Here is a 13,017-nt window from a genome sequence, read left to right on the forward strand (position 1 = left end):
AACCTTTTCGAGCTTCTTATTTGGGTTTCCCAATTTTAATTGTTTCTATTCAAATGCACGTTGGTTAAGATGAACAAAAAATGAGCCAGAGATCATTATCACTGGCTCACATCCTTTAGTATGCAATCTTTAAATTACTTGCCGATTCCAATGTCGATGAACGGCAACCTCCTTTATAAATTCATGGGCAAAGTTGTTCATGTTATTTGCAACCACCACGCCGGGTTTACCGTCAAAATCATTGATTTCCAACCATTGTATTCCTTCATGTGTAGCACCTATTGTCTTATAATGAGAGAATGCTTCGTCAATAAAGTACGCTATATCCTTATTAAATTTCTTATTTCTATCACTTCCTCTAATCATATATACTGCATCAAATAACACTGAATCAGCTGTTAAGTTCGTATGATCAACTTCAAGCTGTGTGCCATTCATTCCTGTTATGATGCCGAGTTTTTCACTAACAATTTCGGGCTGGAGACCGGATGCTTTTAGGGAGGACAATACATATTTTACATCAGCATCATGAAAGCCATCTGTGGCAATAACCGCAACCGAACGAGAAAAAGCACTATATGTTGTATTCAGCTGACTAAGTGCAGGAGATGCTTTTGTTATATTCGAACCACCTGATTTAGGCGGAACTACACCGATATCTACAGCAATTGCTGTCGCTAAGTCTAAGTTCACGTTAGCAAACATATCGACAACTTGTTGCCTAACAGATTTGCTTTTCACTTTCCCTAATTCAAATCTAAATGCATCAACAATATGCATTTTTTCCGTTTCACTCATACTGTTCCAAAATAATGTCGCCTGAGAGAAGTGATCTGCAAAACTTTTACTTCTACCTTGGACTTTACGCCCTTCTACTTTTTCTTGGTAGTGTTGATAACCTCCTTCTGCAACACTTGCTTCTGATGGGGTATTCCCAGCTAATGAGTTCTTGTGGTAGCTTACTTTGCCAACGTTAATCGTTTGTCGGTGATAGCCGTCACGTTGATTGTTATGGAATGGACAAACCGGTCTATTAATTGGAATTTCATGAAAGTTTGGACCACCGAGTCGAATAAGTTGTGTATCTGTATAAGAGAATAATCGTGCTTGCAAAAGAGGGTCATTGGTAAAATCGATTCCAGGTACTACATGCCCAGGATGAAAGGCAACTTGTTCTGTTTCTGCAAATACATTATCGACATTTTGGTTTAATGTCATTTTGCCGATAATTCGAACAGGTACGTCTTCCTCTGGCCAAATCTTCGTGGCATCTAAAATATCAAAATCAAAGGCAAACTCATCTTCTTCGTTAATGATTTGAACACCTAATTCAAATTCAGGATAATATCCATTCTCAATCGCTTCCCATAGATCGCGGCGATGAAAGTCAGGATCTCTTCCGGCTAGTTCATGTGCCTCATCCCAGATAAGTGAATGGGTACCAAGCGTAGGTTTCCAGTGAAATTTCACAAAATAGGCTTTACCTTGTTCATTGACAAAACGGAATGTATGCACGCCGAAGCCTTCCATCATTCGAAAGCTTCTAGGGATTGCTCGATCAGACATAAGCCACATGATCATATGAGCTGTTTCTTGATTGTTAGCGACAAAGTCCCAAAATGTGTCATGTGCTGATGATGCTTGTGGTATTTCATTGTGTGGCTCCGGTTTAATTGCATGTACCATATCAGGGAATTTAATACCGTCTTGGATGAAAAAAATTGGTATATTATTCCCGACTAAATCAAAATTACCCTCATCTGTATAGAATTTTGTTGCGAACCCGCGCACATCCCGAACAGTATCAGCAGATCCTCGTGAGCCTACTACTGTTGAAAAACGAACGAACACAGGAGTTATAATGGTTACGTCCTGTAAAAATTTTGCTTTCGTAACATTTCTCATACTTTTATAGAGTTGGAATTCACCATGAGCTGCAAATCCACGTGCATGGACAACCCGTTCAGGAATTCGTTCATGATCAAAATGAGTCATTTTTTCACGGAAATGGAAATCTTCCATTAAAGTGGGACCACGTACGCCCGCTTTGAGTGAAAATTCATCTTCTGATACTTTTAGCCCTTGATTGGTAGTCAGCTTTTTCCCTTTATCATCGACACGAAACTGATCTAACTGATGGTCTTTTTTGTTTGTATGTCCTTTACGTTCATCGGCCATTTTCATACCTCCTTCTTGTTACATGATATGAAGAAGTATTTGGGATTATTTTCATTTTTTGTTGCGTGATATGTAAGGAGGGACAAAAGTATTTTCTATGCCGTCTTGCAACCCCACTGAAGGAGATATCTCCGGAAGCGCTGTCTCTGCTCCGAGGAAAAAGAGTTCTCTTCCGAGGATAAACGACTATATCCAGGGAAGGGAAGGAGATATCCCCGGAAGCGCCGTCCTGTTCCGAGGAAAAAGTGCTCTCTTCCATGGATAAACGATTATATACTTCTATATATCTACTATGAAAAAATGCTATGCTTCCTGCTTGAATTGGTCGTCTTATTTAAAGTTTTAATTTTTCCTGATTTTTTCACTCTGTGTTATATGGTTGGATAATATGGTTGATAGCTAGGATTCGCATAATAAGGTGGTCTAGATCCAATCGCAGGCAGTCGCCAAGGTGTTGGATTGTTGTCGTATAAAACATTTTCCGTTTTATGAGATTCTGAAATCAATAAGTACTTTACTTCTGGGTTGTAATAATAGCGCATTGTTTCACCTCCTGATAGCAGGTTATGCTTTCTTTTATCTTAGCGAGCTAGTTTATTTTAAATTCTTTGAATCAAAAGTTTTCATCTGTAAGACAAACACGACATGCGCCTATATGACATAGAGTACTTTTAGCGAGTTTTAAAAGGAGGTTTTTACATGTCTGATAACAGGCCGAGCCATGAAGAGTATCCCATGTATCCGAATTACGGAAAGATAACCCAATATGAAGAGGTAGCCTTGACAGTGCCTGAACAACGTCAATATCGCCAACCTGGTGTAGAAGATTTAATGGTGCCTAAACCGATCGTTGAAAATCCTCAATATCAGGGAAGTGGGAAGTTAAAAGATAAGGTAGCACTTATTACAGGTGGAGATAGTGGAATGGGTGCAGCAGCTGCGATTGCTTTTGCAAAAGAGGGAGCGAACGTAGCGATTGCTTATTTAGATGAACATGATGATGCCAACCGAACTAAAAACCGAATTGAAGATTTAGGTCAGAGTTGTTTGCTATTACCAGGAGATTTAAGAGAAAAGCAGCAATGCATTGCGATTGTAGAAAAGACCGTAGAAAAATTTGGTAAGCTAGATGTTTTATGCAACCATGTCGGCATTCAATTTCAGCAGTTAAGTTTAGAAGATATTACAGATGAACAGTTTGATGACACGTTTAAAGTGAATATATACTCTCATTTTTATACAACAAGAGCGGCACTAAAATACTTAAAAGCAGGGAGTTCAATCATTAATACTTCCTCAGTTGTGACATTTTACGGATACGATCAATTAATTGATTATACTGCAACTAAAGGAGCTAATATCGGCTTTACTCGTGCACTTGCCAGAAATCTAGTCAAAAAAGGGATAAGAGTCAATGCCATTGCCCCAGGGCGTTTTTGGACACCATTAATACCTTCCAGTTTTTCTGCTGATGAAGTTGCACTTGCAGGTAACCCGATGGATCGCCAAGGTCAACCGTTTGAAATCGCCCCAACGTTTGTCTATCTTGCCTCAGATGATTCCCGCTTTGTAACGGGACAAACACTTCATGTGAACGGAGGTCAGGTGTTTGGTTAATTCGATGAAATGATAAGCAGAGTTTTTTTAAAAAAAGTTAATGATAATTTTTATGTGACATTGGAACAATTACTGGTTGTTCCAATGTCTTCGCATAAACAGCGTAATAACCGTAATGATTAATACGAGCAACAAACTGATCCAAAATCCAGGCCGAATACTCTGATCCATTAAAGTCCCCGATACCGCTGCTGCAATAAATAGTAATCCGATAGATGCGATCACCTTGTTTAACAGCTTTATTCCTTCTAATACACTCCATGATGAAAGGATAATAAATGCCCAATTGAATAGCAATAAGATCCCGGCAGCTGTTGTTATATACTCGTAGATCTTTTCCGGTAATAATAATGCTGTAATAACGGAAGCTGCTAAGCCAATTGTGGCAAGTAATAATGAAGGGAAAGGTAATTCTTTAAACTTTTTCATTTTTTTCGAAAAAACTTTTGGTGCGTCACCGTCTTTTGCCAATGTTACTAATAAAGTGACAACTCCAAATAAAGCAGCAGTCATTGTAGAAAAGCCTGCAACAATGATGGCAGCGTTAAAGACATGTGGAAAAAATGGTAGTGAATAATCGGCTAAAGCTGTTACAAAGGGTGACTCACTTGGGTCGAATTTGTCAACTGGAGCCATGATTACTGCCAGACAAAGGGAGATAATGTAGATAATAGCGAGTAATCCTAACATCACTTTTCCGGTTTTCGGCGCATCTTCTTTTTTCTTCAACCGGATTGCCATTAACCCGATGACTTCAATACCGCCAAAAGCATAGAAAGCATATATTAATGATGCCCAAAATCCTTTGTATCCACCGGTAAACATATCATCCATATTAGTTGGAATGCCTGGCTGGGAGGCTGAACCACCTGGGATTCCGCCAGCTAGTGCAATGACGGCAATAATAATAAACATAAAAATCGCAGCGGTTTTAATGACTGCTAAAAAATCTTCAATACGGTCAAATCCTCTTGTGCCAAGTAGGATGACCAAAATAGAAAGTACCGCATAAATAGCCGCAAACACCCAAAGCGGAATATTAGGAAACCATGCTTTTGTCAAGATCGCCAAGGCAATTAATTGACTGCCCATAATTAAAATGCTCGAACACCAATAATTCCAACCACAGCTAAAGCCTGCCCATTTGCCAAATGCTTTTTCCGCATAATAGCAAAAAGAGCCTTCTTGAGGATCAGCAGCCGACATTTTTGCTAATAAATTAAAGACAATATAGGTGCCGATAGCCGCAATCAAAAAAGAAAAAACGATTGAAGGACCGGTTAGTTTGATTCCAATACTTGAACCAAGAAAATAGCCTGTCCCAATCGTACATCCGACTCCGGTCAGTGCCAATTGCCACCAAGCTATTTTCTTTTCTGATGAAGCTGATGATTCACTCACACAACATTCTCCTTATCCATTTAAACTAAACCATGTTTAGTATGGGATAAGGTGATCTAAAATATGAGTAGAATGGCTTGATAACCAAAATAAATGGCAAAACCAATTAAGGAAAGTCCTGTAACAACAGAGATCATCTTCAGTGTTTTCTCTGATAATAAACGACGTGATCCACTGGAGATTAGCGCCATTGATACATCCCAGATCATGACGCCGAGAATAATTGCCGAACTGTACCAAATCAAATGGATTGTATCATATTTATCGATTGTATTAGCTAATACCGATCCGTAAATACCTAACCAAAACAAAATCGAGAGCGGATTACTGATGGAAATCAGAAATCCAGAAGTAAAGGTCTTTCGTAATGAATCACGTTCCTCTCTTAATTGGACTGATTGTGTGGAAACCATACTTTCAATACCTGTATACAAGAGAACAAATGCACCAAACGACCATAAGAAAGTCTTCATAAAAGGAGTTTCTAAAAAATGGACAACCCCAAAATAAACAGCAAGAATAAAAAATAACTCTGCTATAATCGATCCTAGACCGATCATCCATGAGTGCAGGAAGCCATTTTTAATTCCTTGATTAATTTGTGCCGCATTAATCGGACCAAGTGGTGCGGCTAAAGATAAGCCGAGAAACATATAACTAAGAAAAATTGTCAACTGCTTTCACTCCCCCATCATTCGATAACAAAATGCTTGTACCATTACTATTCTATTTACAGAAAATAGAGATATGAGCAAAAGGAGATGTAATTGATGTATGTCACAATCGAAATAGCTTATTTATCAACAAAAGGAATTCGCGCTACTTTTTTTTCAGAGGAAATGGATGCGGAAAAGGCATTGGAAATTGCTAATGATTTTGAAAAATGGAATCGTGCAGAATCAATAGAGTTTTTCGATCATCGAGGTAATCGCTGGAACAAGAAAGAACTGATCGCATATACCGAGGAAATCGTAACAGAACCACATCATGTTACTGTATTTTTTGACGCGGGATTTGATTTAAAAACAAATCAAGCAGGCCTAGGTTGTGCAATATACTATAGACAAAATCATAAGTCCTACCGCATTCGGAAAAATATCGTAGTGTCAGAGTTGACATCGAATAATGAAGCAGAGTATGCCGCATTATTTGAGGGGATTAAACAAATAGAAGAATTGGGTGTTCACCATCAGTCTGTGACATTCAAAGGAGATTCTAAAGTGGTAATCAATCAACTATTAGGTGAATGGCCGTGTAAGGATGAAACATTAAATCAGTGGGCAGACCGAATCGAGGAGAAGCTTGAGACAATTGGAATTGATCCGTTATATCAAGATATCACTCGAAAGGAAAATCGTGAAGCACATCAGTTAGCCACGAAGGCTCTCGAAAATGTAGAAATTAATAGCCATATTGAATTGGAGAAATTGTAACTTTTAATCATGATGGACGACTAATAAATTAAAGCTAGAAAATGGAGGGATGACTGTGAAGAGTTGTCTAAAAAAAGTAATGTTATTTGGCCTAATCGCAGGAAGTGCTTTTGTTTTACCGACAACTGTTTTTGCTGAAGCAAATGCAGAAGAATTAGAAGGAACGATGATTGAATTGAAAGAAGGGATGAATCATAACGAAATCATTGAAGATGCACAGCAATATATTGAGGAGCATTTGAGTGACATTTTCGCAGGGTTGTATGTTGATCGAGAAGAGAGACAGACAGGTGTGGTAGTCTTAATGTTTACTGAGTCTATTGCAGATGAGCACCGCCAAGCACTGGAAGGGTTTGCTAAGCAACCGGAAGATATCGAGATAAGGGAAGTTGATTATACCGAAGAACAATTAATAGAGAAGCAAAGAGAGATTGATCAAGACGGATTTGAATATGATGATTTTTCGATCTATTATACGGGCGTAGACATTATTGACGGTAAGGTAGAAGTTGGAATTGATCCATTAAATGAGGAAAACATTCAGTTTCTTCAGGATAAATACGGAGAAGAATTAATTGATGTCGTGGAAGGTGAGCAGGCAACCACATTAGAAATGACAACAATGGATGCTGAAATGGAAAGCCAACAATTAGAAGATAAAGTGGTAACAACTCAACAAGAACAACATGACGAGCGTAATTTTTTCCAAAAGATTATCGATATCCTAAAGGGATGGTTTTCATAAGTAAAAGCAACACCGGATTTGTATTCAGTCCGGTGTTTTTTATTTGAAACTCGTAAAAATGGAAAGAACCACTAACCATCTAGGGAAGAGTAAAGATCTATCATAAAAAAGAGTATAAATAACAAATCCATCCAGAGTGAACCAAGTGTCGTTGGATATTCGATTGCTACATCAACCTTATATTTCAAATGTAAAGTTTGCTTGACAGTAAAGTGTGCTTTACATTAGACTGTCCATATGGAAGGGTGGTTTATCTGTGAAAAACAGAATCAAAGAATTAAGAGAAGAACAAAGCATTTCACAAGAAAAAATGGCAAGACAATTGAACGTTTCTCGTCAGACCATCATTTCAATTGAAAAGGGAAGATATAATCCTTCTCTTCCATTAGCTATGCAAATTGCAAGATTATTTAATCGTACCGTAGAGGAAGTGTTTATTTTGGATGATGAAGATATGGAATAGAAAGGGTGAACAGCGTGAAAAAACAATATGATCGAAAGTTATTTGTTATTTTCGGAGTAATGTTTCTATTAATGAGTGCGTTATTTAATTGGGCAACCATCAGTACTGGCGTGTTTCCAGCTGGGCATGATCTAATGTTGATTGCTATGACTGTCATGTGTTTTTGTAATGCTTACTTAGCACCACAATTTATTCAGAATGATGAACGTACGAAAAGAATTAAAGAACGGAGTATGTTTTACAGTTATTTTATTAATCTTGGTTATATGGCTATTTTTCTTACATTATTACAATTTAACTTATTAGCTATAACAGCATATCAAACCGTAGCTATATTAGCTGCTTTAACGATTATGACCGTCTTTATCTCCATGGTTGTGTTATCTAAACGATATTAATAGGGAGGAAGATGAGATATGAACAACTGGTATTGGATGATTCTGATACTTATAGGAGCTGTTGTCACCTATTTGATATCCAAAAGAGCACGTAATGACAGGAATGAACTGACGAAGAAGGGGTTTTACGGAATTATTACTGTCTTAGTAGTTATTTTTGTAGTCTCGACTATTATGACTGTCTTTTCAGGTAACTAATCTCGTACATCATCAGTTTCTTCTTCATGTTGTATTTGTTCTTGTTTTTCCTCATGAAAAGCTTTATTCTCTTGTCCAGTAATATTGTCAAACGGGGTGTAATAATTACTCGGACGTTCTTTTTTAATCAGCACTTTAAAAGCAACAATTAAAATTAATACAATGATTAAGAAATAGATTTCAATACTTAAAAAGGAAAAAAACATGATAACCACTTCCTTTGATAGGAATATTATGGTTATCATGTTACATGAATTGAAGCAGCTTTACAAGCAGGCCTCACTTTAACCTTTTGGTAATACAATCCGTTGATACATTTTTACGGTTAACCAATAGTATAGTCCATAAATAACGAGAAATAGACTAATAGGAATCCATATTTTAGTATATGGTTCAATTAAAAGAAACGAGAACATCTCCATTCCGATAAGCACATGGACAAGGCCTATTAACCCAGGGAAAAGGAAGACAAGAAATAGTTCTTTATAGATTGATTTCTTCAGTTTTGCTTGACGTACCCCAATTTTTCTTAGCATCTGGTAGCGACCAATGTCTGCTGTTGCGCTGGAGAGTAGCTTGAACATTAATACGCTAGCCATCATCATTAAGAAAGCAACACCTAGAAACAATCCCATAAAAATGGTACCATTCGCCAGACTTTTTAAGGAGGTGTAATTTGCATATTTACTACCAGTTGTTAGGGGTTCTTCACCTGTAAACTCAAGCGCTAATTGGAGATGTCGATTTTCTATTTCTTCTAGTGTATCAGTATAATCAGTAAAATTATCAACTTTCCCAATTAAGACAGTCTGAGTTTCTGCATTGATTTCTTCCCATTTTTCCTGATCGAGAATGTATAAAGAGCGATCACCAAACATATAGAAATTTGCCAATAATTCAGTTCTTAATGCTGTTTGCCATTGTTCAGGCATTGTTTCACCATTATCTGTTTCCTCGTCGTTTGTGTAGATAGAAGCTGATAGATTATTTTCTACACGTACTTCTTCAGTCAATTCGTCCAAGTTACCGGTAAATTCCTTGATCATTGGTGGATTTGCTTGTAAATCATGTTTGGAAAAATAAACTCCATCATCAGTAACACGGTAGGAATAAAGATTCCGCTCTTCGAATTCCCAATTCTCCATTTCAGTTAATTCTTCCTCTGTCGGTTGGTGTACCTTGATATCATAGCTGTGTGTCAGCGAGGATTGAATTTCTGTATTATGGTAAAAAGATAAACCTGCTGTCATTGCTCCTAAACCTAATGCAATGAGCATTGCAACTGTCCCGAGTACTTTGGATAACTGGCTGACACGGAAATCTAACTGTGCATAGGTGAACGCATTGAGCCCTTTTTCATTAATCGATCGAATTCCTTTGATTCTTTTGATGATAAACGGTAACATCGCCATAAAGAAAAAGTAGGTTCCAGGTGTGACGGTTGCCGCAGCAATCAGAACACCTACATGTGCAAGTTCACCCATGTTGATCATAGCAAAGTAACCGAATGTAATGAGCACAATGGCAAATAATGTTCCTACGAAAGTTTTCCAACCTTTAATTACTTTGTTATCAGCTTTTTGATCAGCATGTAACAGTTCTAGAACTGATTTGCGTGCAACTCTGATAGCATTCACAATCGCGGTTAAAAGGAACAATATCATATAGAAAATAACAGTTGTCCATAGAGATGATGCATAAAGCGGCTGGAATCCTTCACCAGAAAAATCAAGTCTAGACATTAACAGTCGGGCAATTCCTTCTGAAAGTCCTACGCCAACGATAAGTCCGATAATAAGTGAGATAATCCCAATTACCAAAGTTTCTAGAAACATCATTTGTGTAACTTTTCCCTTTTTCGCTCCCAAGGTCATATACATACCTAATTCTTTTTGACGCAAGGACAAAACAAAGGATGTCGCATAGAAAATGTAAAAGATGGTAACAAGACCTAAAATAAAGGTTCCAACATGGAAGACAAACACAATGGAACTTATAAGAGCGTTCGCTTCCAGGAATGCTTTATTCTGTGCCAATGTTTCAAACATATAGAAAATCGCAATCGATATCGTTAAACCAAATAATAATACAAGATAATCTTTCCACATCTTTTTCATACTACCAGATAGTAGTTTCACTAACATGTCAGTCACTCCTTTCCTTATGACGATTGAATGCTTGTCAATTCCGCAAGCACATTCAGAATTTGTTGGTGGAATTGTTGTTGGTCACCGGATTTTGTGATTTCTTTGTAAAGCGTACCGTCTTGAATAAATAAAATGCGTTCACAATAACTGGCACTTAATGGATCATGTGTTACGAGCATAATAGAAACATCATGATATTGATTTAAATGCTCCATTGTTTTCATTAAACTGTGTGCATTTTTTGAATCAAGTGCACCTGTTGGCTCATCTGCCAAGACAATTGCTGGCTCGTGAACTAGTGCTCTGGCAGCTGCTGCACGTTGCTTTTGTCCTCCAGAAATCGTCACCGGATATTTGGCAAGAATAGATTTAATTCCTAGCTTTTCAGCAACTTGTGTTACTAGAGGTTTGATTTTTTTAGAGCTTACTCCTTGTAAAGAAAGGGGCAATGCGATATTTTCGTAAACTGTTAAGTTCTCTAACAGGTTGAAATCTTGAAAGATAAATCCTAATTGATCGGAACGAAAATCAGCTAACTGATTCTGTTTCATATCCGTAATATCCTGACCGGCAATCTCAATTTTTCCGGATGTTGCTTTATCTAAGGTGGATACTACGTTTAGTAATGTCGTCTTACCTGCACCTGATGGCCCCATAATCCCTACAAATTCGCCTTCTTTAATAGTGAAGGAAACATTATCTAGTGCTTTATATTGATTCTCAGATTTTTTACCAAATATTTTTTGAACGTTTTCTACGTTTACGACAGATTTAGTCATTGTTTTAATACCTCCAATTTTGTTTTGCTATCTATAGTATAAAAGAAGGTGCGAAAACTACCTATCGATTTTCCTTTCAACTGTCTTACATTTTTGTAAGGTTGATGGAGGAAAAATAAGAAAAGCCGGGAAAGCCCACCTGGTCCTGTCCAAAGTAGTTATTTTGACATGAATAATAGTCGTAACAACCGCTGCGGCTTGCCCACTTCGCTTTCCGTGGGGCGTGTCTTCAGCTAACTTTTATAAAGAAGATCGCTTTACAAAAGTGGATCTTCAGATCACGCTGATCCCACAGGAGTCGAAGTGGACGCCTACGCTAATTAATACTCTACAATGAATGTACTCGCTGACATTCCAATTTTATTACACAGGTTAAGAAAGCTCGAGAAGTTAACAGTCACAAACGTTGTAGAACAGTTTCATAGCGGAGGCCGTCCACTTCCACTCCTACGGGATGATGGAAAGGGAAGTGGACAGCAGTAGCGATGGTTTCCTGTACAAGCTATTTCAAAATGGCTACTATGCTTACAAATGCGTTGATACCGCGGATTATATACTTTCTTTACTTATAAAAAAAAGCATGAATCCATTTCGAGGTTCATGCTTTAAGATGCTTCATAAATTGATGAAGCGGATTTATATTAGTAATATTTCGATTACAGGTGACAGGATCCTTACAAATATAGTTTCCCTTTTTCGAATAGGTTCCACGGATTTGCCCTTTTTTCGCTGTTGTAAATAGTGATACGTCTTCAAGGCCATTGCAAATCGTACAGATTCCTTTATGTTGAGTGGGCTCGAGATAACCTTGAATACCGATCAGTTTATTTTCTTTTGGGATGAGCATATATGTTTTGCCTGAACCTTTATCATACCACCTTAAATAGACCGTTTCTTTCCTGTCTATTTGCTCAAGGTCAGGAATTTGCAGTTTTTTTGCTTTTGGAAAAGCCTTTTGAATCTGTTTATCACTAACCATTGGAAAAGGGATAACATATTGTTTTACCTGTTCAAGGAATGGTTCCATATCTTCTTTTGCTTTCATTGTTCGAATAGCTGATAGTGTCTCCTGCTGATCTGGCAATTGTTTTGCTAACGCTTCCATAGCAATTTCTTTCACGGCAGCGATAACTTGCTGATCATTGGAATGAGATTGTGCACTGACAACTCTTTTGGCTTGTTGTTTGATATGATGAAACTGATGTGGATGAATAAATGCTTCCATTGTTCACACTCCTTACACTAATAGTTTACCAAATCCATGATAAAAAGATATGGCAAGAATGTTTCTTCATTATTCTCGCCATATCTTTCTACTTAGTTTCTTGTATATACGATTTTTTTAATAGTTTCGATTGATAAACAAAAGGTATCTGCTAATTCTTCTATCGTCATAGCTTCTTGGAATAAGTGTTTAATTCGTTGATTTCGGTGATCATAATAGGCACGATTACCAGATTTAACTCCCCATTTTCTTCGTCCGTCTCGCTTTGGAATATAAATGCTTTCTCCTTGTACATATTCCTGCAGTGCAAGTAGCAATTCTTCCGGGAGTATATCTTGCGCTTTTGTTTTCATGATTGCCAGCTCCTTATTTTAGTCGTTCTATAAGGGCAAAGCTTGCGCAAGTAAGGCGATACGTGAATCACCCATACAAA

Annotated in this window: 15 protein-coding genes; 6 read left to right on the forward strand and 9 right to left on the reverse strand. The window is 37.5% G+C overall.

Annotated features, from left to right (window positions below; genetic code table 11):
- Window positions 1-129: 129 nt before the first annotated feature.
- Both D569_RS0119605 and D569_RS24670 read right to left on the reverse strand, forming a co-directional pair.
- On the reverse strand, window positions 130-2,178 hold the full coding sequence (locus tag D569_RS0119605) for a catalase (RefSeq protein ID WP_018934137.1): 2,049 nt from the start codon (window positions 2,176-2,178) through the stop codon (window positions 130-132).
- 371 nt (window positions 2,179-2,549) lie between these two features.
- Window positions 2,550-2,720 carry a hypothetical protein gene (locus tag D569_RS24670; RefSeq protein ID WP_018934139.1) on the reverse strand — a complete coding sequence of 57 codons (171 nt, stop codon included), beginning with the start codon at window positions 2,718-2,720 and terminating at the stop codon, window positions 2,550-2,552.
- Window positions 2,721-2,877: 157 nt separating this feature from the next.
- Here D569_RS24670 and D569_RS0119620 point away from each other — a divergent pair, with 157 nt between their 5' ends.
- Window positions 2,878-3,795 (forward strand): SDR family oxidoreductase, encoded by a 918-nt coding sequence (locus tag D569_RS0119620; RefSeq protein ID WP_018934140.1) that lies wholly within the window; start codon window positions 2,878-2,880, stop codon window positions 3,793-3,795.
- A 69-nt stretch (window positions 3,796-3,864) separates the two neighbouring features.
- On the opposite strand, the gene D569_RS0119625 is transcribed toward D569_RS0119620, so the two are convergent.
- The gene (locus D569_RS0119625; protein ID WP_018934141.1) at window positions 3,865-5,196 is read right to left on the reverse strand and encodes an amino acid permease; all 1,332 of its coding nucleotides are present in this window, start codon (window positions 5,194-5,196) and stop codon (window positions 3,865-3,867) included.
- 56 nt (window positions 5,197-5,252) lie between these two features.
- Window positions 5,253-5,870: a LysE family transporter gene (locus D569_RS0119630; protein WP_018934142.1), complete on the reverse strand. Its 618-nt coding sequence runs from the start codon at window positions 5,868-5,870 to the stop codon at window positions 5,253-5,255.
- Between the two features lie 96 nt (window positions 5,871-5,966).
- Here D569_RS0119630 and D569_RS0119635 point away from each other — a divergent pair, with 96 nt between their 5' ends.
- From D569_RS0119635 to D569_RS0119655, 5 genes are all read left to right on the forward strand, one after another.
- Entirely contained in the window at window positions 5,967-6,629 is a 663-nt protein-coding gene (locus tag D569_RS0119635; protein ID WP_018934143.1) for a reverse transcriptase-like protein, read from the forward strand.
- 55 nt (window positions 6,630-6,684) lie between these two features.
- Entirely contained in the window at window positions 6,685-7,374 is a 690-nt protein-coding gene (locus tag D569_RS0119640; protein WP_018934144.1) for a hypothetical protein, read from the forward strand.
- Between the two features lie 256 nt (window positions 7,375-7,630).
- Window positions 7,631-7,837, forward strand: coding sequence for a helix-turn-helix transcriptional regulator (locus D569_RS0119645; protein ID WP_018934145.1), 207 nt, complete (start codon window positions 7,631-7,633; stop codon window positions 7,835-7,837).
- A 14-nt stretch (window positions 7,838-7,851) separates the two neighbouring features.
- On the forward strand, window positions 7,852-8,235 hold the full coding sequence (locus tag D569_RS0119650) for a hypothetical protein (protein ID WP_018934146.1): 384 nt from the start codon (window positions 7,852-7,854) through the stop codon (window positions 8,233-8,235).
- Between the two features lie 18 nt (window positions 8,236-8,253).
- Window positions 8,254-8,433, forward strand: coding sequence for a hypothetical protein (locus tag D569_RS0119655; protein ID WP_018934147.1), 180 nt, complete (start codon window positions 8,254-8,256; stop codon window positions 8,431-8,433).
- Here the strand turns inward: D569_RS0119655 and D569_RS0119660 are convergent.
- The 5 genes from D569_RS0119660 to D569_RS0119685 form a co-directional block, all read right to left on the reverse strand.
- The gene (locus D569_RS0119660; RefSeq protein WP_018934148.1) at window positions 8,430-8,639 is read right to left on the reverse strand and encodes a DUF3951 domain-containing protein; all 210 of its coding nucleotides are present in this window, start codon (window positions 8,637-8,639) and stop codon (window positions 8,430-8,432) included. The two genes, D569_RS0119655 and D569_RS0119660, sit on opposite strands and share 4 nt — an antisense overlap.
- Window positions 8,640-8,717: 78 nt before the next feature.
- Window positions 8,718-10,577, reverse strand: a complete 1,860-nt coding sequence (locus D569_RS0119665; RefSeq protein WP_018934149.1) for an FtsX-like permease family protein — start codon at window positions 10,575-10,577, stop codon at window positions 8,718-8,720.
- A 17-nt stretch (window positions 10,578-10,594) separates the two neighbouring features.
- On the reverse strand, window positions 10,595-11,359 hold the full coding sequence (locus tag D569_RS0119670) for an ABC transporter ATP-binding protein (protein ID WP_018934150.1): 765 nt from the start codon (window positions 11,357-11,359) through the stop codon (window positions 10,595-10,597).
- 598 nt (window positions 11,360-11,957) lie between these two features.
- Window positions 11,958-12,584, reverse strand: coding sequence for a FusB/FusC family EF-G-binding protein (locus D569_RS0119680; RefSeq protein ID WP_018934152.1), 627 nt, complete (start codon window positions 12,582-12,584; stop codon window positions 11,958-11,960).
- 92 nt (window positions 12,585-12,676) lie between these two features.
- Complete coding sequence (locus D569_RS0119685) at window positions 12,677-12,937, reverse strand: CD3324 family protein (protein WP_018934153.1); 261 nt, start codon at window positions 12,935-12,937, stop codon at window positions 12,677-12,679.
- Window positions 12,938-13,017 lie beyond the last annotated feature (80 nt).

It is taken from the genome of Gracilibacillus lacisalsi DSM 19029 (genome assembly GCF_000377765.1).
GTDB lineage: Bacteria > Bacillota > Bacilli > Bacillales > Amphibacillaceae > Gracilibacillus > Gracilibacillus lacisalsi.